21 protein-coding genes are annotated in these 23,472 nt (G+C 61.3%); all 21 read left to right on the top strand.

Annotated features, from left to right (window positions below; genetic code table 11):
• Positions 1-254 precede the first annotated feature (254 nt).
• The 21 genes from pth to EII26_RS03020 all read left to right on the top strand — a co-directional run bounded on the left by pth (position 255) and on the right by EII26_RS03020 (position 23,463).
• Positions 255-821, top strand: coding sequence for an aminoacyl-tRNA hydrolase (gene pth / locus EII26_RS03120; RefSeq protein WP_124887680.1), 567 nt, complete (start codon positions 255-257; stop codon positions 819-821).
• Between the two features lie 144 nt (positions 822-965).
• Positions 966-2,114 carry a DUF3084 domain-containing protein gene (locus EII26_RS03115; RefSeq protein WP_124887679.1) on the top strand — a complete coding sequence of 383 codons (1,149 nt, stop codon included), beginning with the start codon at positions 966-968 and terminating at the stop codon, positions 2,112-2,114.
• A 42-nt stretch (positions 2,115-2,156) separates the two neighbouring features.
• The gene (locus EII26_RS03110) at positions 2,157-2,375 is read left to right on the top strand and encodes an alcohol dehydrogenase (protein WP_124887678.1); all 219 of its coding nucleotides are present in this window, start codon (positions 2,157-2,159) and stop codon (positions 2,373-2,375) included.
• Entirely contained in the window at positions 2,372-2,791 is a 420-nt protein-coding gene (locus EII26_RS03105) for a GNAT family N-acetyltransferase (protein ID WP_124887677.1), read from the top strand. The genes EII26_RS03110 and EII26_RS03105 overlap by 4 nt, the downstream gene beginning before the upstream one ends.
• A 65-nt stretch (positions 2,792-2,856) precedes the next feature.
• Complete coding sequence (gene rnhA, locus EII26_RS03100; RefSeq protein WP_199735032.1) at positions 2,857-3,327, top strand: ribonuclease HI; 471 nt, start codon at positions 2,857-2,859, stop codon at positions 3,325-3,327.
• A gap of 20 nt (positions 3,328-3,347) precedes the next feature.
• Positions 3,348-4,013 (top strand): ComF family protein, encoded by a 666-nt coding sequence (locus tag EII26_RS03095; RefSeq protein ID WP_124887675.1) that lies wholly within the window; start codon positions 3,348-3,350, stop codon positions 4,011-4,013.
• Between the two features lie 163 nt (positions 4,014-4,176).
• Positions 4,177-4,461: a flagellar biosynthesis anti-sigma factor FlgM gene (locus EII26_RS03090; protein ID WP_158612125.1), complete on the top strand. Its 285-nt coding sequence runs from the start codon at positions 4,177-4,179 to the stop codon at positions 4,459-4,461.
• 10 nt (positions 4,462-4,471) lie between these two features.
• Positions 4,472-4,924 (top strand): flagellar export chaperone FlgN, encoded by a 453-nt coding sequence (gene flgN / locus EII26_RS03085; protein WP_158612124.1) that lies wholly within the window; start codon positions 4,472-4,474, stop codon positions 4,922-4,924.
• Between the two features lie 6 nt (positions 4,925-4,930).
• Positions 4,931-8,017, top strand: coding sequence for a flagellar hook-associated protein FlgK (flgK, locus tag EII26_RS03080; RefSeq protein ID WP_124887672.1), 3,087 nt, complete (start codon positions 4,931-4,933; stop codon positions 8,015-8,017).
• Between the two features lie 112 nt (positions 8,018-8,129).
• Entirely contained in the window at positions 8,130-12,065 is a 3,936-nt protein-coding gene (gene flgL, locus EII26_RS03075) for a flagellar hook-associated protein FlgL (RefSeq protein WP_124887671.1), read from the top strand.
• A gap of 87 nt (positions 12,066-12,152) precedes the next feature.
• The gene (gene fliW / locus EII26_RS03070; RefSeq protein WP_233572571.1) at positions 12,153-12,620 is read left to right on the top strand and encodes a flagellar assembly protein FliW; all 468 of its coding nucleotides are present in this window, start codon (positions 12,153-12,155) and stop codon (positions 12,618-12,620) included.
• Positions 12,620-12,916, top strand: a complete 297-nt coding sequence (gene csrA, locus EII26_RS03065; RefSeq protein ID WP_124887669.1) for a carbon storage regulator CsrA — start codon at positions 12,620-12,622, stop codon at positions 12,914-12,916. The genes fliW and csrA overlap by 1 nt, the downstream gene beginning before the upstream one ends.
• Positions 12,917-13,082: 166 nt before the next feature.
• Complete coding sequence (locus EII26_RS03060) at positions 13,083-15,749, top strand: flagellin N-terminal helical domain-containing protein (RefSeq protein ID WP_124887668.1); 2,667 nt, start codon at positions 13,083-13,085, stop codon at positions 15,747-15,749.
• A 112-nt stretch (positions 15,750-15,861) separates the two neighbouring features.
• Positions 15,862-16,152, top strand: coding sequence for a virulence protein (locus tag EII26_RS03055; RefSeq protein WP_124887667.1), 291 nt, complete (start codon positions 15,862-15,864; stop codon positions 16,150-16,152).
• A 172-nt stretch (positions 16,153-16,324) separates the two neighbouring features.
• Complete coding sequence (locus EII26_RS03050; RefSeq protein WP_124887666.1) at positions 16,325-17,353, top strand: dipeptidase; 1,029 nt, start codon at positions 16,325-16,327, stop codon at positions 17,351-17,353.
• Positions 17,350-17,817 (top strand): DUF1850 domain-containing protein, encoded by a 468-nt coding sequence (locus EII26_RS03045; protein ID WP_158612122.1) that lies wholly within the window; start codon positions 17,350-17,352, stop codon positions 17,815-17,817. Before EII26_RS03050 ends, EII26_RS03045 begins: the two co-directional genes overlap by 4 nt.
• Before the next feature lie 50 nt (positions 17,818-17,867).
• Positions 17,868-19,820: a TRAP transporter permease gene (locus EII26_RS03040; protein ID WP_124887664.1), complete on the top strand. Its 1,953-nt coding sequence runs from the start codon at positions 17,868-17,870 to the stop codon at positions 19,818-19,820.
• Positions 19,821-19,976: 156 nt separating this feature from the next.
• A complete protein-coding gene (locus tag EII26_RS03035) occupies positions 19,977-20,909 on the top strand; it encodes a chemotaxis protein (protein ID WP_124887663.1) in 933 nt (310 codons plus the stop codon).
• A gap of 166 nt (positions 20,910-21,075) precedes the next feature.
• The gene (locus EII26_RS03030; RefSeq protein ID WP_124887662.1) at positions 21,076-21,735 is read left to right on the top strand and encodes a hypothetical protein; all 660 of its coding nucleotides are present in this window, start codon (positions 21,076-21,078) and stop codon (positions 21,733-21,735) included.
• Between the two features lie 23 nt (positions 21,736-21,758).
• Complete coding sequence (gene rpoD, locus EII26_RS03025; protein WP_199735031.1) at positions 21,759-22,892, top strand: RNA polymerase sigma factor RpoD; 1,134 nt, start codon at positions 21,759-21,761, stop codon at positions 22,890-22,892.
• Between the two features lie 43 nt (positions 22,893-22,935).
• Entirely contained in the window at positions 22,936-23,463 is a 528-nt protein-coding gene (locus tag EII26_RS03020) for a hypothetical protein (RefSeq protein ID WP_124887660.1), read from the top strand.
• Positions 23,464-23,472 lie beyond the last annotated feature (9 nt).

The raw sequence follows: 23,472 nt of genomic DNA, 5'->3' as shown, positions 1-23,472 counted from the left end.
GGTCAGACGACCAGCCCTTTTCGGCCCTTGTTTTTGGGCCGAAAATGCTGTGTCGGTCGCTTATGCCGCTGCGCGGCACAGTTGTCGCGCAGTCGGCGCGGTCAGACGACCAGCCCTTTTCTGCCCCTGTTTTGGGGCCGGAAATCGTTGGTTTGCTTATTTGAACCGGGGGACTTTGTCGGACCTTTCGGTTCGCTTCGGCAAAGCGGACTGTGTTCTAGAGAAAAACGAAAGCGGATGAGGGGAGGGGCGGCGTGAAGCTGATTGCAGGCCTGGGCAATCCAGGCCAGGAGTACGCCTTTACCCGTCACAATATGGGGTGGCTTGCCGTGGATCATCTGGTTTCACGGCTCGAGCTGGGTAGACCTCAGCTGAAGTTCCGCGGCGAATTCTGGCGCGCGCGCGACTGTATCCTGCTGAAACCTTTGACCTTCATGAACCTGAGCGGCATGGCGGTGCGTGAGGCCTTCGACTTCTACAAGCTGGCGCCCGCGGATGTCCTGGTGATCTATGACGATCTGGCCCTGCCCTACGGGCAGCTTCGTCTGCGCGCCAAGGGAAGCGCGGGGGGGCACAACGGACTGGCCTCGGTCATCGCCGTTTTGGGGACCCTGGAGGTTCCTCGCCTTCGTATCGGTCTGGGCAACGCTCCCGGAAGCATGGTCAAACGGGTGTTGGGTCACTTGACGAAGGGGGAGGCCGATGCTCTGCCCGGCGTCCTCGACGATGTCGAAAAAGCCGTTGAAGCTTGGCTTTCCCTGGATATCCAGCGTGCAATGAGTCGGGTGAACGTCCCGAGGAACGACTCGGGCGGGGGATGAGAAGAAGGGGGATGGCGCAGGCTGTCCCCCTCTTTTTATGTCCCGGCGTAAAATAGGCGAAAACGAAGAGGAGCCGGGAACGGACGACCGTTATAATGGTGTGAAGATGGATGGAGCGCTTCCGGGGAGAGGAGGGGATGTCCCGTGCAGCCGAATATGGGGTCGAGTACAAATTGGGTCCTGGTCTTGGGGTTGATTCTGGGCAGCGCGGTGCTGGCCGTTTTGGGCGACATTCTCGGCTTCAGGTACGGAAAGCAGCGCATCTCCGTCTTCGGCCTTCGCCCCAAATACACGAGCCGCCTGATCACGGCCGTCACGGGCGGGATCATCTCCATCGTCATCCTGACCGTCCTGTCCGCCTTCTCCCAGGACGTTCGCACGGCCCTGTTCAGCATGCAATACGTCCAGCAACAACTCATGGATCTGCGCCTTCAGCTTCAGACCAGCCAGAGCAACGCGGACCAGGCGGTGGACGATCTGATGCTTGCCCGGAGCAGCCTGGAACAGCAACGAAATCTGCTGCAGACGACCACGGCCAGCCTTGACCTGACGCGCTTCGACCTGGAATCCTTGCGTAACGACAAGGTCGTCCTCGAAAACGAGAGAAACGAGCTCGAGGCTGAGGTCAAGGTCATGCGGGAGGAGTCCGAGGAGTTGAAGCGGGCTTTGAGCTCCATGCGGAGCGATTTCATCGCGATTCACGCCAACGTCCTGCTGGCGCAGCGGCCCATTTTGCCCGGAAGCTCGGAGGCTCAGGTGAGCGAGGACCTGCAGGCCCTCAGAAAGGACATCCGGCTCTCGGTCGTCTCCAGGGTGTCCGACAAACTGCTCTCCCGTCTCCGGGACCTGCCGATCGTCATTGCCCCGGAGTCCGAGGCCGAGGTTCTGGAGGCCCTGACCCAGGCCCAGGAGCGATTTTATGTTCGGGCTCTGGCCGCGGAGAACGTCGCCTTGGGGGAGCCGATCAAGGTTCGTCTCGAGGTGGGGGAAAGCCACCTGATCTACGCTGCGGGCGAACCGATTCACCGAAGGATGATCGACGCTCAAAGGTCCGATCTGGATGCCGAAGAGGCCCTTCACATTTTTTTGCGTGAACTCAAGATGAAGGCAATTCGCGACGGAGTTTTGCCCGACCCCTCCACGAACAGCGTGGGAACCCTGGAGGGGGAGACCTTCTTCGATATCGTGGAAAATCTGAAGGATGCCGGCGCCCCCGTTATTCTCAGCGCGCTTGCTTCGCACGACATCTACACGGAGGGACCGGTCGACATCGAGGTTGTCCTGGAGGAATGAGCGGTTCCGGATCGTCCGTCTTACGTCCGGGAGGTGCGGGGTATGTTGATTGTCGCGTGTCAGTTCTGCGGCGAGTGCAGGGTGTTGCCGGAGGCCCCGGATGGGGACGGCTACGCGCGTGCCTGTTGGATATGTCCCCGATGCGGTTCGGGCCAGGCCGTTCAGCTCGCGGTTACGGCGGATGGCAGGGGAGACCTGGAGCGCATCGTTTTGGGCATGAGGACGGAATCCGTGCTTATCGAGGGGGACGTGCAGGAATGAGGGAGAACTACCTCTTTTACGACAGCAAGCTGGCTGTTACGGCCCTGGAGCTTCAGGACCTCTATCGGTATACGGGATGGGGCCGCAGCCGCTCCGTCGAGGGGATTCAGGCCATGCTCGAGGGGACGAGCCTCTGTTTCTCCGCGCGTTGCCAGGACAAGCTGGTGGGATTTTGCCGCATCGTCACCGATTTCGTCTACAGGGCCTCGCTCTGGGACGTGATCGTGCATCCCGCTCACCAGGGAAAAGGCCTGGGCAGTTCCTTGGTCGATTACGCGCTGACGCATCCGGCCATCCGCAATATCCCCATGATCGTAACCTACACGAGCCAATGGGGGGCCTTCATGGAATCCCGCGGTTTCGAGGCCCGCCCGGGTGCGTTGCTGCTCTTGCGCTGCCCTATAGAGTATTCCTGACCCCGTTCGGGCGGGACGGGCCGGAAAGGATGGAGAGCCCTTTGAGTGAGAAGCCGAGGACTTGCGTGATTATCTATACCGACGGAGGAGCGTCCCCAAATCCCGGTCTGGGAGGGTGGGGCGCTCTGCTTGTCTCCCCCGGACACGGGGGGGCGGAGCGAGAGCTCTACGGAGCGGAGCCGGACACCACGAACAACCGGATGGAGCTCACCGCGGCGATTCGGGCGCTTGGGGCCCTGAGGTATCCCTGTCGGGTGGAGTTGCATACGGATTCCACCTATCTGCGAAACGCCTTCGAAAAGGGCTGGCTGGAGAAGTGGCGAAAGAACGGATGGCAGACTTCCGGGAAACAGCCGGTACAGAATCGCGATCTCTGGGAGGAGCTCTGGGAGCTCTCGCGGACGCATGACGTTCGGTGGCATTGGGTGAAGGGACACGCCGGCGACGAGCGCAACAACCGATGCGACGCCCTGGTGCAGCGGGCGAAGGACGAGTACCTTGCCGGGGCTCGCGGGGCGGGAGAGCTTTCCGCTTGACTCGAATTGAGGAGGCCGAAATGTTTGACGTGTCTCGACTTCGGCTTTTCTGCGATCTTCTGCTTCACTCCCTGTGGCCGGTGGAGTGCCCCGTGTGCGGGCGGCTGGGGGCGGTGCTGTGTCCGGGGTGTCTGGAGGCGCTGTTGCGGCCACAGCTGCCCCGCTGTTTGTCGTGTGGGGGGGCCGCTCCCTGTCCCTCCCACCCTCGGGGCGCATTCGTCCGCTCGGGAGCGCTCCATGAGGGGACGGTGCGATCGGTGATCCACAAGCTGAAGTATGGCCGCACCCGTGCGCTGGGGCCGATCCTTGGTCGCGGGCTCTCGACGCTTTGGGAGAGGCCGTACTTGGACGCACTGATCCCCGTCCCGCTCCATCCTCGGAGTCCGCGGCGCTACAATCAGGCCGAGGCGATCGCTTCGGGACTGGGACGGGCGTGGCGTGTTCCGGTGCGGGAGCTTGGACGGTGGGCGTGCGACGTTCCCGCCCGAACCGGACTGGGGCGCGAGGAACGAAAACGATTGGGAGCCGGGGCCTTCGAGGTCGCCTCGGAGGCCCGGGGGCTCAGGGTCGGGCTTGTCGACGACGTCTGTACGACGGGGACGACCCTGTCGTGCCTCGCCTCGGCCTGCGCTGCAGCGGGCGCTCGGGTCGAGGGAGCCTTCGTGCTGGCCCATGTGCCGAGATGACCTTCGGGTGCGTTAAAGCGACGGGCTTGAAGCTCCGATACAAGAAGTTAGGATAATGCCGGTCCGCCCGTTGGAGTTTTTGGGAGGAGCGATGAACGGACCTCCTTGGGGTGCGATGTCGGATCTAGACGTTGTTTGAATTTGAGAAGGGAGCGTGTTTTCCTTGATAGGGAAGGTATCCGGGCAGTATGGCCCAGACGCGCCGAACAGGAGCAGGTCGAAAAAAGGATACCCCTCGGATGGGTTCTCCGCAGGAGCGGATCAGGCCGATTTCAGCTCCTTTGCGGTCGAGTTGGCCCGAATCGGATCCGAGCTGAGGAACGTGCCCGATGTGCGTCAGGAGGAGGTCGACCGCCTTCGCTCGCAGGTGCAGGCGGGGGAGTACGTTCCTCCTTTGGATAAAGTGGCCCGCCGTCTCGTTCTCGCGGGAATTCTGGAATCCCAATAGGAGGGTGGCCGTGCGCGATCGGGTGGAGGCGCTTATCGCTGCCGTACTCGACGAGGCCGACGCCATAGACGATCTCATCGACGTCGTTCGTGAGCAGCGCGAGGCCATGAGGAGCGAGGGGGCCGAGGTCCTGCAGGACCTGATGCGGGAGCTTCGCGAGATCTTTTTCGATGTCCAGGCCCTGGAAGGCGTCCGGGACCGGATGGCGAGGGAGTTGGCCCTGGATCTGGGGTGCGAGCCTCATGCCTCGTCCCTCAGCGATGCCTTCGAAGAGGATGAGCGCGCACTTTTCAATGGTGCGGCGGATCGGCTGAGTCAATCCGTCTTCGGCTTGAAGTCGGAAATGGTCATTCTGAGCGGCTTGATCGACCAAAATGAACGTTTTACCTCGATGATTCTGTCGGAATGGCGGCGTATCGAGGGAGGCCTTCCGCGGCCGACGGGGGCGGAGTTCAGGGGGTAGACGGGAATGTTGAACAGCTTTTACGGGCTCGAGATGGGGAAACGCGCCCTCAACGCCTTCAGGCTTGGCCTTCAGACTGTGGGGCACAACGTCTCGAACATGAAGACGGAGGGGTACTCCCGACAGAGGGTGAACCTCTCTACGATGCCGCCCTACGCGGATCCCGGCATTCCCGGCCAGATCGGGATGGGCGTCAAGGTCGACGAGATCGTCCGCATCCGGGACGAGTTCCTGGACTTTCAATACCGCTCGAGTCTGGCGACCCTGGGGTATTGGGATAAAATCCACGCGCTTTACACCGCGGTACAGAACTACATTCCGGAGCCGGCCAAGCCCGGCGTCCGCGTCTCCATGGACAAGTTCTTCGGTGCCATGCAGACGCTGCAGGAGAACCCCGAGGACGCCGCCGCGCGCCGTGCGCTCGTCGAGGCGGCCAAATCTCTGGGGGGAACCCTCAGCGGCGTCGTCAAGGGGCTGGAGTCCTACTCCAAGGCCATCAATGACGAGGTCAAGAGCTCGGTCGATCAGGCCAACCGGATTCTGCACGAGATCGCTTCCCTGAACAAGCAGATTTATCGGGCCAAGGCGTTGGGGCACAATCCCAACGACCTGCTGGACAAACGAGACCTGCTTCTCGACAAAATTTCCGGGCTGATGGACGTCACCTTCCAGGAACCCCTCAAGGTGGGGGAGACGACGGGGGAGTTCTTTCTGACTCTGAACGGTCGGACCCTCATTCAGGGGGACCGGGTGCGGGAGTTGCGCGCCCACGCCTTTTATTGGGACAATAAGGTCTACTACGATGTCCAGGTTGCGGAGAACGAGTTCGACATCGTCGAGAACTGCAAGGTTGCCGACATCTTGGCCGTAGGGCCGGAGGGCGTCCATCAGCTGATCGTCGACCGGTTGGCCAATGGCGAGGAGTGGGCGATCGGCGGGGGCGACGCCGCCTGCCTGGAGACTCGGGCCCTCACGTCCTCGAACTTCAAGGATGGCGTCCTGTTGAACGACACGTCGTCCAAAGATCCCCGGACGCTCACCTTCAAGACCACCAAGGCGGACGGCTCGGTCGTAGACATTTCCGTTCGGGTGACGTGGGATGCGGCGAACAACAGGTGGTCGCTGAGCGCCGTGGACAACGCCGACGGCTCGGCCATCGGGGCCGGAGCCGATTCCGGCGACGGGGAATTGTCGGTGGAGGAGCTCAGGGACTATCTGAACGGCGTCTTTCCCGCCGACTCCGGTCTCGTCGCGGCGGCGAAGACGACGACCGCCGGAACGCCGCCCGAGACGTTCGTCTCCCTCACGGTATCGGCCGCGGAGGGCCGTGCGATCGAAATTGCGGATGCGGGCCGGCTGCTTGGCCCCCTGACGCCGACTCGGGTGGTCAAGAAAGGGGTCTCCATGCGAGAGCGGCCGATGTCCCCTCGGCAGGCCCTGGGGATCAAGGGCTCCTTCCGCATCCAGGTGGGCACGCAGGGGACGCGGGTATCGTCCAGCATCTTCAACAATACGGGGTCCCCGGACCTTGCCAAGGGCGATATCCTTGGTCGGGGCAAGGCGGGAGAGTCCCACACCCTCCGCATAGGGGCGCACGACGGCCAGTACGATGTGACCGTAAGCTGGAACGACGCGAATAAGAAATGGGAGCTGACCAGCGACATCTTTGCTGTTGGCGGTGCCTCGAACGCTCCTCTTCCGTCCCCCTATCCTGCATTGGGGACGGGTGACAGGCTGACGGTGGACGATCTGACGGGGTTCCTCAGAAGCGTGCTGCCCCAGAGCGGGACCAACGCCTTTACCATCCATTCCGGCGGCGCGCAGCCCCCTGCGCACGGCGATACGCAATTTGCCGTCGAGTCCAAGAATAATTGGCTGATCTCCATCACGGATGTTCAGGGGAACCTGGCCGCTCGGCTGGGAATGGCCAACCCCAGTCCCACTATTGCGATCGATGTCGAGGAGGGGGATTCCCTCGAGGTCATCCGCAACAAGATCAACGAGAAGTATCAGGCGGAGTTCGGGCTGACGGCCCCGGAGCAATGGGTACACGCCTCTTTGAAACAGGATACGGACCAATCCTGGTATCTGACCTTTGCCTCCGACGTACCGGGCGAGGCCCAGCGCATCACCCTGCTGGGCGGGGAGGACGGCAACCTGCAGACGCTTCGCCGGCTTGGGCTGGTGAGACTTGAAGAGATCGGGAAAACGGCTGCGAACGAGCCGATCTATCGCGAGGTCACGGCCTTTTCCCAGGTGGCCGAGGACGCTTCCTTTACGTTCGACGGGGTGCGTTATCTCTCCTCGGACAACAAGTTCGAAAAGGCGCGTCGGGTGCCCGCGCTCGGCAACGACGCCGACTATCGGGCCAAGACGCTCTCCACCGTCAGAGAGGGGATGTGGTTCAACCTCAAGGGAGTGGGAAGCACCGCCATCACCGTCCGGCATCACGTCAAGGGAGGCTCGATCAAGGGGCTGGAGGAGGCTCGCGACGGAGTGATTCCCGGTCTTGTCGGGGCTCTCGACGGCTTGGCCTGGGAGCTGGCCAAGCACCTCAACGCCTATCAATACTCCGGGTACGGCATCGGAGAGAATCAGGAGACGACGGGGGTGGCGTTCTTCAAGCCATTGCGTTTCAAGGCGGGAGCCGCCTCCGGACTTGCGGTCAACGACGCGGTCGATGCGGCAAACAGCCTGATCGGCGCGGCGATGGGCAAGCTGGACGCGGCGGGTAGGGCCGTCTACGGAAAGAGCGGCGGCCCCGGCAACGGCAAGAACGCCGCTCGGATGTCCGGGCTGAAGAGTGCCCGGCTGCTCGAGGGGGGCAGCACGACCCTCGGCGGGTACTATGATGCCTTTTTGTCCAGGATCGGCTCCGAGGCGGGGCACGCCGAGCTGATGCACAAGGCACAGCAGAATATGGCGACGCAGATCGACGAACAGCGGCAATCCGTCATGGGCGTCAACATGGACGAGGAGCTTATGGACATGATGATGCTCAACAAGGCGTTCGGCGCCATGGCGCGTTACGCGACTACGGTGGACGAGATGCTGGACCGAATCATCAACGGCTTCGGATTGGTGGGCCGGTAGCCAGGGGCAAAGCCCCTGGACCCGACGGCCGCAGCCGACAACCCGCCGAACGCCCGCTGGGCGACGAGTGAAAACGGACAAGGGGCGGAGCCCCTCGTAAAAATTCAGGAGGATGAGCGGCAGAGCGCAGTCTCTGCCGAGCGGAGGTAAGCCAATGCACAATCGCGTCACGACCTCGATGATGTATGGCACATTGATGAATTCCCTGCAAGAGAACTCCAGGAGGTTGCTGGATCTGCAGCGTCAGATGTCGACGATGCGCAAATATGCGAGGTTGTCGGACAATCCTTCGGCCATCGCGCGCTCCCTTTCCCTCGAGTCCTCTTTGAGGGCCAACGAGGCGTACCGTGGGACCCACGACAACGCTCTGACGATGCTCAAGCATTCGGAGGCGGCTCTCGACAAGGTGCTGAACGCCGCACAGAAGATACGCACCCTCGTGATCCAGGCGGGGGACGGCGCCCTTGGACGGGACGACTTGACTAAGATTGCGGATCAGATCGAGGCGAAGAAGCGGGAGATCCTCGACGCGCTGAACACCAAGGTCGCGGGCAAGTATCTTTTCGGGGGAACGGACACGGGGACGAAGCCTTTCGTGGTCGGCCCCGACGGGCGCATCAAATATCAGGGGTCGGACGAGCGCATCAAGTACGAGATCGAGGAGGGGCTGCTGGCCGACGTCTCCTTCACGGGCAGCGAGGTGATGCCTAAAGGGGAGAGGTCCCACTTCATTTGCAGCCACGAGGTTCCGCTCGACTGGAAGTGGACGGGGCGGGAGGAGAAGGTTCAGATCACGGTGGGGAACCGTACCCTTGCCGTGTTTATCCCGGAACAATGGATCGACGAGGTGGCGACGGGCAGGACCAAACCCACGGACTACAACCGGTTCCGTGATCCCGGCGAGCTGTCGGGCATCTCCCTGGACGACCTGGCGGCGCTGGTGAACCGCGCGCTGAAGGAGCAGGGCGCGGACATGCTGGTCACGGCCGTGGTGGAGAAGGACCACTCCTCGGGGACGCAGCGTATGCTGATCAGGAGCAATACGGGGGAGCCCGTCGGAATCACCGGCTGGCCGGATACGGACTACCTGCCGATGGCTCAGTCCATCGCGGGGATCGCGTTTCCCAAAACGGGCACGACGGCCGGCGGCGACCTCAAGGTCGTCGTGCCGGACTGGAACCACGCCATGCTGGTCGGGGGAGCGCCCGCAGATCTGAAGGACCTCGCGGGCAAGACGCTGACCGTTGTGACGGACGGAGTGGCGAAGAATCATACCTTTGCGGCGGCCCCAGGAGATCTCGATGCGCTCGTGGCGGAACTGAACGGTGCCGGGGTCCTCCCCGCCGGGGTGAAGGCCGGCATCCAGAACGACAAGCTGGTGCTGACCTCCGCGAACGGCAGTGCTATCCGCGTGGACGGTACCGCTGCCGAACAACTCTTCGGCGGCGTCCATGCGAGTGAAAAAAGCAAATATCACGGGATGATGGGAACGGTCAACACCCTGGGCTGGCGCGACGATGCCCTGGGCAAGGGGATCCGCATCACGCTGAACGGTGCCGATTACGATTTCGGCTTCGCCGATAAAAAATCCATCACCGACTTGGTGGACGCGATCAATACGGCCGTCCCCAGGGATGCCGGGGACCTCCCCGTTGCCTCCCTCGTCGCGGGCCGACTGGTGCTCCAGTCCTCCAGGGGATCGCTTACGGTGTCCGATCACGGAGCCGCTGGCGGTGTCCGGCAGCTTCTGGGCTATGCGGGGCCGGTCGGGAGCTCCACGAGCTCCGTGACGGTCCAGCTGGACGGGAAACAGCCCCTCAAGATTTATGCCAATGCCGGCGACGACCTGACGAGGATAGCGGAGAAGATCAACGCCATCGAGGGCGTTTACGCTCGGACCTCGGCGGACCGGGACCAGCTGGTCGTCGTGGCGCGACGTGTCGGCCCCCTGCCGAAGGATCCCCTGTCCGTGAATGCGGCGGCGGAGAAGCCGCACTATCCTTCCTTTACCCTGAAGGGCGAGGGGATGGGAATGGCGCTTTTCGATTACACCTTCTCCTCGGATCCCGAGACCGGACGTGAGACGGGAGTCGTGGCCTCCAAGGAGCGGACCCGTCCCGTCGACCACAGTCACATGGATGTTTTCGACGTCCTGGGGATGGAGACGGGTATGAAGAGCGTGGAGTTCGGGCCGGACCGAAAGCTGGTCGTCCCCGCCGGGAAGCCCTTGCACTGGCGGGTGATGAGCGGGGCGCGCGTCGCGGACATCAAATTGAATCCCGGCGAGTACACCATGTCCGAGCTGGCCGATCGCTTGAAGAACGCAGGATCGGGCTGGCTTGAGGTGACGGTGGACGTCTTCCGCGGCCCCGGCGCTTACAGCGCGGACGATCATGAAAAGGGCCTCGGGACCAGCCATAACGAGGAACGGGAGACCAGCCGCCTGGTCATCCGTGCTCCCGGGGGAGCCCCCGTCCTCTTTCTGGACATGAACGACCAGCGCTATGCCGAGGAGATGGGGCTTTCGACGGCGGTGCGTACGGACCCCGGCATGGGGGTCAAAAATATACGGTTCCCGACGGCGCCCTGTCTCGACGACGACCTGGGCGTTCGGATGCGGGTCCAGATGACCTGCGGCAAGGAGTACGATATCCGACTCTCGCGCAAGGACGTGACCGATCCCGCGACGGGCCTGGTCGATCGGGTCAAGGTGATGCGTGAGATCGCGAGGCAGGTCAACGAGCAGGCGGGCGAGGAGCTGATGAAGGTCGCCGTCCCCGTGGACGAGAACGGCAAGGAGCTCCCGGATTCCGCGTCCCTTTACGCCGTCACGGGGGTTTCTTTCTCGGTCGTGGACCTCCCCGTCTCCGACCCGAGGTGGACGGACTACTCCGGAGGTATCGCCGCCCAGATGGGCATCCACACCGGCGTGACGAGCAATATGGGAGCGAAGGATGCCGGCGGCGCCGTCGCAGGCCTCAAGGATGGCGAGAAAATCGGCCGTGCGGGTACGATTCGCTTCGAATCCCTGGGACGCAGGGTGGAGATCGACGTCACCGCCGACGACACGGTCAAGAGCGTCATGGACCGGCTGCGTTCTCAGGCCGGGGAGTGGCTCTATGTCAACTACTTCGACGCCGAGATGGGGGACAGAAACGGACAGGCGGGGAATTTTCCCATCATCTCCATCGCGACCCGGGACGGAGCGGCCGTCAATGTACTGGACGTCAAAGGCGATGTGGCGGCAAAAAAACTTCTGCTCGGCACAGGGATTCAGGGCGACGTGGACGTGAGCGCCGCGAGCTGGGAGGTGGGCCAGTCTCCGGCCCGGACCTTCGACATCTCGGTGGCGGGCTACACCCACACCATCGATCTGACGGCGATGCGTGACGTTGACGGGAATGGCAGGATGAACCCGGCCGACTTGGTGGCCACGATCAACGCCCGAATGCAGGACTACGACGTCCGGGCCGAGCTGAACAAGGACGGGCGCCTCGTCCTGTGGTCCCCTCGGGGGTACTCGATAACCGTCAAGGCCTCGCAGCTGAAGGCGGACGGGACGTTCGGTTCCGACATAACGGCCGACTTCCTTGGGGGGGGGGCTGCGTCCACTGCGTATCGGGGCGGGTACGATCTCGAGAACGCCGCACGAAAGGCGCCGGGCATCCACACGCAGAACGCGACGGTACGAAGCGGGGCCAACCAGAGAAAACAGGATATCTTCGGAGTGTTGGACGATGTGGTCGCCGCCGTGAAATCCGAGAACCGTACGGCGATCTCGGAGACCATGTTGCCGCGCATCGATCGCTTCATCGACAACGTCCTGAAGGTCCTTTCCACCAACGGGGCCCTGCAGAACCGCTATGAGAGCAACAAGGAACGCCTGGTCGCCGACGATGCGGTGATGACGGAGGCCTACCAGGAGCTGGTGATGATCGATCCGGAGCGGGTCCCGACGGAGCTGATGATGGCGAAGTTCATGCATGAGGCCAGCCTGGCGGTCGTCTCGCAGCTCGTCCAGCCGACGTTGCTGGACTTTTTGAGATAAGGGCGAGATCATTCGAGATCATTATTTTCGGTTGTGCCGGCAAGGGCGGCGGGCCGAAGAATAGAGGACGAAATGGCAGAAACCTTCTTGAGCGAACGTTTTGGAGAGATCGTCTACACGCAGGACGATGTCCTCTCCTTCCCGCGCGGCATCCCCGCGTTCGAGAACAACCGGAGCTGGGTCTTGGTGGGGGAGGAGGACAATGCCGTCAAGTGGCTGCAGAACATCGAGGACGGGGCTCTGGCTCTGCCCGTGACGACCCCGGACGCCGTGATGCCGGACTACAATGCGCGCATTCCCGAGGACGAGCTGGAGTTGGTCGGGTCTTTGGACCCCTCGGACCTGGCTTTGCTGATCGTGGTGTCCATCCCCGAGGGGGCGCCCTGGAACATGACGGCGAATTTGAGGGCCCCGATCCTTCTGAACCTCAAGACCCGAAGGGCGGTACAGGTGATCGCCCTGAACGAGGAGTATCCCATCCGACACGTCGTTTTTCCGGAGGACGTCCGAGAGACGATGAAGCGGGGGGCGATTCTGCAGGGAGAGACGAGCTGATGCTGGTCCTCAGCCGACGCATCAACGAGTCCATACAGATCGGGACGGATATCGAGGTCACGGTCATCGACGTTCGCGGCGACGTGGTGCGGTTGGGCATCAACGCGCCGCAGAGGACGCAGATCTGGCGTAAGGAGCTTTGGGATGTGATCGTCGAGGAGAACAGGGCCGCGGCCAAGGCGGCGAGAGAGGCGCCCAGGGGCGCTTCCGAAACGCCGCAGCTGCCGATATCGACCTTCTCAAGGCTCTCCAAGATACGCACCGTGCGGCCCTCGAGGCCGAAGGGCGAAAAATAAAGGCGACGGATTTTGGGAACGAGATTGAAAAAGAAGGAAAGGTGGAATGCCCGAAAAGCAAGGTTGAACGTGTGTTGTTTTTGGCGCCCTGTGGGAGACCAGGAAGGTCTGGGATTTGTTTTGTGAGACGAGGCAGGATGCCTCGGACGCAGGAGGTTAAGTTGATATGAGGATTTACCACAACATACCGGCACTTTACGCCTACAACGCCCTGAGCTCCACCAACAACGCGCTCCAGAAGTCCATCCGGACGCTTTCCACGGGGCTTCGGATCAACTCCGCGGCGGACGACGCGGCGGGCCTGGCCATCAGCGAGAAGATGCGCTCGCAGATCAACGGCCTGAACATGGCGGTGCGGAACGCGCAGGACGGCATCTCGATGCTCCAGACGGCGGAGGGGGCCCTGTCGGAGGTGCACAGCATCCTGCAGCGGATGCGGGAGCTCTCGGTGCAGGCGGCCAACGACACGCTGACGCAGCAGGACCGCCAGTACATCCAGCTGGAGGTCGACCAGCTGAAGGACGAGATCAGCCGGATTTCGACGTCCACGCAGTTCAACAAGAAGCGTTTGCTGGACGGGAGCGCCGCGGGCATCTGGTCCTCCAACGACCTTGCGACGAAGGCGTATATCCGGGGATCGCTGCGCAAGATCGACCGGTTCGGGCAGAAGGCTGCGTTCGAGGGGAACTACAAGATCCAGATCAACGCGAAGCCCGGTCAGGCCGAGGCGATGAAGACGGACATCTTCAAGATCAAACACAAGAACGTCGTGATGGACGTCAGCCTGAACGAGCCTGCGGGAGTTGCCGCGCTGCGGGTGGACAACGTCCCGGCGGGAACGTACACCATGAAGACGCTTGCGACGGAGGCCAACTCCGGGGTCGCGCTGACGGGCACGTACGGCTTTCCGGAGAAGTATCATAAGTTGGAAGTCACAACCGGTGCGTTGGCAGCCGATATCGGGAAGAAATTCTCGATTTCCGTGGCGGGAGGGGCGGCCGTCGAGGTCACTGTACCTGCTGCGGCTGCGGTAAATCCTTCGGCGGCGGAGATTGCCAATGCGATCAGGGCGGCCGATATTGCAGATCTTGCCGTTCAAGAAGCGGGAGGTAAGATTACCCTCATCTCCACTAAGGGGGCTATCGCGATAGCGGATGTTGATCTCGCTACTGCTGTGGGGACGGTCTTTCCAGTGCAGAATTCCACCGAGACGCCTCTTACCTTCTCCGATCTGCTCACCAGCGTCGTGACGGATGCCCAGCTCGAGAACAACGCCAGCATCCTGTACGAGGTGGTGTCGGTCAACGCCGAGGCGAAGAGCGTGACGCTGAAGGCCACGGCCAACATCCTGATGCCGGACGGCACCGTGCTCAACAAGGTGAACGACAACATCGTCCTCACCGAGGGGGGGGAGGTGGACCTCAGCGTCAGCCTGGGACTGGGGACTGCCGGGGCCTTCAAGATGACCCTCAAGGAGGGCATGACGAGTATCTTCAGCATCGGCAACAAGTTCGTCCACAACGTCAATAAGAAGGCGAGCACGGCCCCGGTCAATGCGGCTGCCGGCGTCACGGTGGAGATCGCCGGAACGCAGACCCAGAGCTGGCCCTTCAAGTGGGGGGCGGCGGTCACGGACGAGAACCTGAAGTTCGGCCTGGACACCAAGAAGGTCACCAGCAAGGAGCTGCACTTCCGGAACTTCTACCTGAACAGCAAGAACGGCACGGTCTATGAGGGCGACATCGTCCTGAACACCAACGCCACGGAGATGACGGCGGACAAGACGCTGGCGACCTTCGAGGCCGCGTATGTCGGTCAGGTGGCGAAGAAGGACGTGCACCTGCGCGACCTGGACAAGTTCTGGGACAGCCAGGGGCGTTTCCTGCTGACCGATCCCCAGACCATCAACATTGCGCAGGGCGACGGCAAGAACACGTCCATCACGCTCTACGCCACGGACACGCTGTCGGAGCTGCGGAGCAAGCTGAACGACGCCATCGCCAACGGCTTGGGACAGGCGCGCTTCGCCGTCAGCCACGCCAACAGCTTCGTGACCTTCGTCGAGGAGGAGACGAGGCAGGCCTACGGCCTGGAGACGGTTCCGGGCACCTTCATCATCCGCTCCATGGTGGCGGGCAACGCAGGGCGGCTCTCCTTCTCCGGGGACGAGGACCTGATCAAGGCGCTGTCGCTGAACGTGGTTCAGGAGTCGAAGGAGAACGCGTTCACCGCGTCCATCTACGACGCGCACAACGGGGCGACGGTGGTCAACAGCGTGACGGTGTCGGGCAATCAGCTGATCGGTGTGATCCACCCGAACGTGGACGTGGAGTTCGATCCGATGGCCAACATCGAGGTCGCGTGGAACGAGAACCTTCGGAACTTCGAGCTCAAAAAGATATCGACGCCCTACGAGACGATCCTGCACCTTGTGGACAACAGCACCATTTTCCAGGTGGGGGCGAACGAGGGCGAGGACGTGGCGATCGACATCGGCAACATGTCCTCGGACGCCCTTGGGGTGACGCGCGTGATCGTGACGGACCGCGAGTCCGCCTCTCGTGCGATCTCGATCCTGGACAACGCGATCAACAAGGTCTCGACGCAGCGCGCGAAGATCGGTGCGTTCCAGAACTCCCTGGAGCATACCGTGACGAACCTGACGACGACGGGAACGAACCTCTCTGCGGCCGAGAGCCGCATCCGGGATGCGGACATGAGCCTGGAGATGCTGAACTTCACGAAGCTGCAGATCCTGTCTCAGTCGGGTACGGCGATGCTCGCCCAGGCGAACCAGCTGCCCCAGACCGTACTGAGCCTTATCAGAGGATAATTAACTGAACTGAAAGCGGCTTTGAAGCGTTGGAGAAGGCCTTTGCCTCTCTTGGGGCTTTTCGTGATAGAATGGCGTTGGGAATAGCCTTATGCGGAAAGGAGGCACGGCTGTGTACGCGATTGCGTTTGACCTGGAGGTTGCGGAGCTCAAGAAGCATTATGGGGAGCCTTACAACGGCGCCTATCAGGAGATCAACAAAGAACTCAAAAAAGTGGGATTTGACTGGACGCAGGGGAGTATCTACCTCTCTGAAGAGGGGGGAAACAACCTTACCGCTGTGTACAAGGCGATCAACGCTCTCTCTAGGATTGAATGGTTCAGAAATTCCGTTCGCGACATCCGGGCCTTTAAAGTGGAGGATTGGTCGGATTTCACCGATATTGTGAAAGGGCGGGAATAGACGTTGGCTGACGGACGAGGGGGGCATCCGCCCCCCTCGTCCGTCAGCGGTCCCCGAGAGGCCGTCCGCAAAAATATTCTTTGCGTTTTCCCTTCAATGCCGTATACTTTTCAAGTGTTTTCAATTGTTTGATAGGCTTTGAACGATCAAGTTTGCAAAGGTGTGATCTTTCGTGTCCTCCATCATCGTCGATGCCCATTACGATCTTCTGATGGACGTGTTTCGCCTTCGCAGAAAGGGAGAGACGCGCGTCATAGAGCGTTTCTATCTGGATGACCTTCGCGCTGCCGGGGTCAACGTGCTGATCTGCTCTCTCTTCGTGTCGAACGACTACGTTCCGGAAATGGCGCTGCGCGTCGCTTTGACCCAGATTGCCTACCTGCACACGGAGATGCGGGAGTCTCCGGGGTTGTTTGCCCTTTGCCGTACGGCCGGTGAGGCAAGACGTGCCGTTCATGAGGGACGGCTTGCCCTTTTTCTCTCCTTTGAGGGGGTTGATCCGCTGGGCTACGAACCTCAGCTGCTCTCCGTCTTTTACGAGCTCGGCGTGCGTCTCGTCGGGCTGGTATGGAGCCGGCGCAACGCCGCTGCCGACGGCTGCCATTTCAGGCCTTTGGAGGAAGGGGTCGTCGGGGGGCTGACGCCCTTCGGCGTGACTCTGCTGAAGGAGATCGAGCGCTTGGGGATGATCCTCGACGTCAGCCACCTGAACGACGTCGGCCTTGAGGATGTGTTCAGATTTTTCAAGGGGCCCGTGATCGCCTCGCACTCCAATTGCCGCGCCCTCTGCGGCGTCGCCCGCAACCTCACGGACGCCCAGATCGCGGCGCTGGCCGCACGCGGCGGGGTCATGGGGCTCAACAACATGATGCATTTCGTCTACCCGGGCGAGGACGACAGACCGGGAGCCCCAGAGGCTGTGGCCCCGAAGCTTCCCCCTCTTCCGGAGGGGCGGCCGCGTTACGCGGGCCTGCTCGATCACGCCCGGCACATTCTCGAGGTCGCGGGGGAGGACCACGTGGGCCTTGGGCTCGACCTCTGCGAGTTCGCCCTCCCGGAGGAGGCGCGCATCAAGAGCGTGTTTCCCTCCTACAGGCACGTGGCGCCCTTTATCGAGGCGGTGCGTAGAGAGTTCTCCCCCTCGGCCGCGAACAAATTGCTGGGGGAAAACTGGATGCGCGTCCTGGAAAAGCTGCCGTGAAAACGAGATGGGCGCTGCTCTGGGTTCCCCTCCTCTGGGGCGGGGCAATCGTTCTCAGCCTTTCCGCATTGGCGCCCCGAGTTTTTGTGCACGACGAAAACGGCAAAAAACTCCTCTCCTTTCCTCTTTATCTTGGCGATACCTTCAGGACGGAGTACATCCACTCCGTCCAGCTCTGTCCCGTCGTGGACATCTATCAGGCGGACAAACGGAGGATCTGGCTTTGGGAGGAGCGCACCCAGTCCACCAACGCCGGTCTGCCGACCGAGGCGCCGCCGAGAGGGCGTTTCGTCCACTTCCCGCCCTGGTATCGTTATATCGGGGGGGGGCGGGCGTTCCGTTCCTTTCACTTGAGGGTTGGCGACGAGCATGTGGGCCGGAACATTCTGACCCTGCCATCCGGGAGGGTACTGCCTCTTTTCGGACTCCATCCGGGGCGTCGCCTGACGTTCAGCGTTCGCTGACGGGGGACTGAGCATATAGCGACATTTTGAATCTTTGGGGATAGGGGGAGATGTGTGTGACCGATCAGGTAGTGACCAACGCTCCGGACGACATTGATGTGGAGGAGATCAAGAGGAGGTACGACAGCGAATCCCGCTTCCGCTCCCCTTCGGACTGGACGGGAAGGATGATCTCCGCCATCGCGGTGCTGATGTCCCTCTTTCATCTCTACACGTCGGCTTTTGGCCTGCTCAAGGAGATGTGGCAGCGCCCTGTCCATCTCTGTTTCGTCCTGATCCTGGTCTTCCTGCTGTATCCTGCGACTTCGAAGAGCCCAAGGGACCGTATTCCCTGGTACGATTATCTCTGGGCGGCGCTGGGCGCGTTCGTGACCCTCTACATGGTCGCGCAGTTTTACGGCCCCATGCTCGCCCGGGCCGGGATGCCGAACAACCTCGATCTGGCCGTCGGTTTTCTGGGGATCATCGTGGTCCTGGAGGCGACTCGAAGGGTCTCGAACCCGGTCCTGCCCATCATCGTGCTCTTTTTCCTCGTTTACTGCTACTTTGGCCGGTACGCTCCGTCTCTGTTCCAGCACCGCGGTTATAACTTCTATCGCATCATCAATCACATGTACCTGGGGACCGAGGGAATCTTCGGCACCCCGCTCGCCGTCTCCGCGACGTTCGTCTTCATGTTCATCCTCTTCGGCTCCATCGTGGAGCAGACGGGGCTCGGCAAATACATCATCGACCTCTCCATGGCGCTGGCCGGGTGGTCGGCCGGGGGACCGGCGAAGGTGGCGGTGGTCAGCTCCGGGATCATGGGGACGATCTCCGGGTCCTCCGTGGCCAACGTCTGCACCACCGGGATGTTCACCATCCCCTTGATGAAAAGTGTCGGATACGAGCCGCATTTTGCGGGTGCGGTCGAGGCCGTGGCGTCGACCGGAGGGCAGATCATGCCGCCGGTCATGGGGGCGGCGGCCTTCATCATGGCCCAAACCATGGGGGTCTCCTACGTCGAGGTGGCGCTGGCGGCGGTCGTGCCCGCGCTTCTCTATTACATCGCGGTCATCGTGCAGGTCCATTACGAGGCCACGCGCCTGGGGCTCAAGGGGCTGCCGCGGGAACGGCTGCCGCGTTTGAAGACGCTGTTGCTGGAGCGCGGGCATCTTTTGATTCCCCTGGCGGGCATCATCTACTTCCTCGTCGCCGGATACACGCCTCTCCAGGCGGCGTTTCGGGGGATTGTCCTGACGGTCGTCACCTCCTATTTCAGACGCGATACCTGGCTGACCCCTGCCAAGCTCTGGACGGGGCTGGAAAACGGGGCGCGCAGCGCGCTGGGAGTGGCCTGTGCCTGCGCGACGGTCGGGCTGATCATCGGAACGGCGACCCTCACGGGACTTGGGCTGAAGCTGGCTCTCGCCATCGTCACCCTGGCGGGAGGCAGCCTGTTCCTGACCCTGGTCTTCACGATGGTTGCTTCCATCTTCTTGGGCATGGGCTTGCCCACCACGGCCAACTTCATCGTGACGAGTACGATGGCGGCCCCGGCCCTCATCAAGTTGGGGATTCCGGAGATGGCGGCGTACATGTTCGTGCTTTACTTCGGCATTGCGGCGGACCTCACCCCGCCCGTCGCCCTGGCGGCCTATGCCGGGGCAGGCATCGCCCGGGCCGACGCCATCCGGACGGGGACGACGGCGACGAAACTGGCTCTGGCCGGTTTCCTTGTCCCCTATATCTACGTGTTCAACCCCATGCTCGTCCTGGTCAATTTCGAGCCGTTCTCCTTTTTCCTGGCCGTGCTCACCGCTCTGATCGGCGTCTTCCTGTTGGGCATGTCCACGATAGGATTTTTCAAGGCTCCAATCTTTCTGCTCCTGCGCATCCTCGCCCTGGGAGGGGCGTTGGGGTTGATGATCCCCGGATGGAAATCCGACCTGGCGGGGATACTCGTCCTCGCTTTGATCTGGCTCGTCCAGTCGAGAAAGGAAAAAAGAACCGCCTCTTTGTGACCCGTACGTTTTTGCTTTTTGCGGACATCGGGTTGCCGCTTCGGACGAAATGGTGGTATATTAAGTCACGACTGTACCGAGGTATGCAGAGGCGAGGATCCGACGGTGTGCAGAGCTCTGTCGGGGTTTCGTCGCTCAGGAAACGAGGGTATACGAATGCAGGAAGTCAAGAAGGTTATCACGGAGGTTGGCACGAACGAATGGCAGGTCGTGGTCTTTTTTCTGGGGGACCAGTCCTTTGCCATAAACGTCGATAAGACGCGGGAGATTCTTCGGTGGCCGGGGTGTCGGGTCATTCCCGATTCGCCAAGGGCCTTGATCGGCATCACCTCCGTTCGGGGCGAGGTGCTCCCCATGGTCGACCTGCGCGTTTTTCTGGGAATTGAACCTTCCGTCGACCTCGAGCAGAGCAAGGTGATCGTCGCCGAGTTCAACGAGGTCAAGCTGGGGTTTGTCGTCGATGCCGTGGAACGCATTTACCGCATCAATTCCGAAGACTTGGACTCGAGCCTCACCGGAAAGTATCTCGGGGAGTGGATTCTCTACGTCATCAAGCGCGACAGCCGTAATGTCCTCTTGCTGGACTACGAGGCGATCGTTCAGACGATCAGCCCTCAGCTTTCGATGCAGAACAAGTGGGACCCCTCTCGGGCAACGGCCTTGATGGAGGGGATCGGCAACCCGACGGATTATCGGATCATCGTGGCCGAGGACTCGCCTTTGATCCGTAAGCAGATCAAGGATGCCCTGGCGTCGGGCGGTTTTTCGAACCTTCTGCTTTGCGCGGACGGCAAGGAGGCCTATGAGGCGATCATGCAGGACGGAGCAGATTTCGACATCCTGATCACGGATGTGGAGATGCCTCGGTTGGATGGGCTCGCCCTGACGCGCCGCCTGAAGGAGAACCCTGCGACGAAGGATCTTCCCATAATCGTGTTCTCGTCCATTATGGCGGAGGACATCAAGGTCAAGGCCGCCAGCGTGGGGGCACGTTATCAGATCACGAAACCGGAGATCGCTCAGTTGGTGGAGTACGTGGTTCAGATCATTCGGGAAAAGCAGGAGGACAAGACCGTCGCAGTCCACTGAACTGACCGTTGGGGCTTGCCCCCGTGGAGGACGCGGGGGGCTTCGATCTGTTTTGCGGGTGCCTCGAGGCCGCGCAACGTTTGCCGCAACGTCTTTCGGTTTCGGTGCGCGTGATGATCGGGGCCCCAGGTTTTCCATTTCTGGTTGGCGGAACGAGGGGGACGCTTTGCTGCCTTATTGGAATTCGGACTTGGACCTCGAGATCGCGTCCTGGTTTCCCTTCGGGGTGGATTATCAACCGATCTCAATCAACCGTCTCTACAGCCCGCAGCTGAGGAGAATTGCGGCCTCCTGCCTCGAACGGGAGAGTGAATTTTTCTTTATGTCCTCGCCTCAGACCGGTTGCATCGGAAGCCTCATGCGCGACAATTTCTACAGAGTCGAGCCACAGAGGGGCCTCAGTCTGGGGTTTATGATGATCCTTGGGTACTCCTCGCGTATGGAGCGATTGATCTCCGCCGGACTTCGCGACTCGGGAGAACTGTCTGCCGGAGTCGCTTTCTGCTCCCTCTGGAACAAGGGGATGCTGATGGAGAATTTGAAGGTCATCGTTCTGGTGAGCGAGGAAATTTTTTTTGACGAGGAGAAATTTCTGACGAACTTCGAGGAATTGCTCACTCCCGGGCGATGCAAGGCAAACCTTGCTTTTTTCGCGGAGAGGTTCGGTTATCGGCGTTTTTGTATGGCTTACGAGACGGACGATCCGCTTCAGCTCCGGATCAGCAAATTGCTTTATGAGATGGAATTCGCCGAGACGCGTCAGATGGTCGGCCCCTCGCCGGAAGTTTCTTTTCCCCCCTTCCTGGGCGTATCCTGGGGAGCGTGAGGCCAAAATGGAGGTTATATACCGTGCAGGAACAGAATAAACGCGATATCAAAACCGAGGCCTCGAAGAGCGATTCACCGGAGTATCTGGGAAAGGTGAGGAGCCTCGTCCACGAGGGACAGGGGCGTGGTTTCGTCACGCATCGCGATATCGAGAGGCATATCCCGGTCGAGGTGTGGGACCCGGATACCTTGGACAACATCCTGAGCAATCTGCAGGAGCTGGGCATCGAGGTTGTCGAGGAGGAGGGGCGAGGCAAGATCCAGACCTCCGTGGGGGTCGGTGAGGAGCTCCTTCCGTCCCTGGATGGGGACCTCGGCAAGCTGGACGACATTCCGCTGACCGATCCTGTACGCATGTACCTGCGGGAGATCGGCAAGGTCGCCCTCCTGACCGCGGAGGAAGAGGTCGTCCTGGCTCAAAGGATGGAGGAGGGCGACGTCAAGGCGAAACAGAAGCTGATCGATGCGAACCTCCGCCTTGTGGTCAGCATCGCGAAGAAGTACATCGGCCGTGGAATGCTCTTCCTGGACCTGATTCAGGAGGGAAATCTCGGTTTGATTCGCGCCGTGGAAAAATTCGATTACCGCCGTGGCTTCAAGTTCAGCACCTACGCCACATGGTGGATCCGTCAGGCCATCACCCGCGCCATAGCGGATCAGGCCCGAACGATTCGCGTTCCGGTGCACATGGTTGAGACCATCAACAAGATGGTGCGTATCTCCCGTCAGCTCGTACAGCAGTTGGGACGCGAGCCGACGGACGAGGAGATCGCGGCGGAGATGGAGATCGATCCCGCCCGCGTGGAGGAGATTCGCCGTATATCGCAGCTGCCGGTCTCGCTGGAGACCCCCATAGGAGAGGAGGAGGACAGCCAGTTGGGGGACTTCATCGAAGATCGAGACCTGCCGAGCCCGGACGAGGCGGCTGCGGGGCACCTGCTCCACGAACAGATCGAGGAGATGCTTGCGACTCTTTCCAGTCGTGAGCGGGAGGTGCTGCACTATCGTTTCGGCCTGGAGGACGGTCATTCGTATACCCTGGAGGAAGTCGGACGCAAGTTCAACGTGACCCGGGAACGGATTCGCCAGATTGAAGCCAAGGCTTTGAGAAAGCTGCGTCAACCCAGCCGCAAACTCAAGGACTTTCTGGATTGAAGGTTATTTAGATGTTTTCCAACCTGTTTGGAGGTGTTTCTGAATGGCTGCTTCGAGGATGACGGCTGTGTTTCTGAGTTTGTCCGTGCTTTTGTGGGGAACTTGTGCCTTCGGCGCTGAGCAGGGAGCAGTGGCGGCGGCCCGGGCAAAGCGCGCCGCGGCGGACAAGGCTGCGGAAAAAGCGGAAGGGGGATCGGATCTCAAAGCGATCGCCACCCCCAAAAAAAAGGCGACGACGTTTACCGGGTTCCCCGCCGGGACCCTTCCCAGTGGGGAGGCGCCCAAGGAATCCAAGCCCCAACCCGACGGCGCAGCGGTGAGTCCCAGCACCCCAGGGCGCGTCGTGCCCTCCGGCGACCCCCTGATTCCGATCATCAGCTCAGCTCAGGTGGGACTGACCCTGGACCGAATCTACGCCATAGCGGATCACGCGGGGTACTCCCTCCTTTTGAACAAACGCTATGTGCCCACGGCGCTGGACTCGCCCTATTCCTACCTGCTGGTGAGGGGAAAACAGAGGATGGCCAGGCTTTTCTTCGATCGAAGCCTTAAGCTGACCCTCATAGAATAAGCAAAATCG

It is taken from the genome of Fretibacterium sp. OH1220_COT-178 (assembly GCF_003860125.1).
Taxonomy (GTDB): Bacteria; Synergistota; Synergistia; order Synergistales; family Aminobacteriaceae; genus CAJPSE01.
The sequence above is the reverse complement of the archived record's forward strand: the minus strand, read 5'-3'. Positions and strand labels throughout refer to the sequence as shown.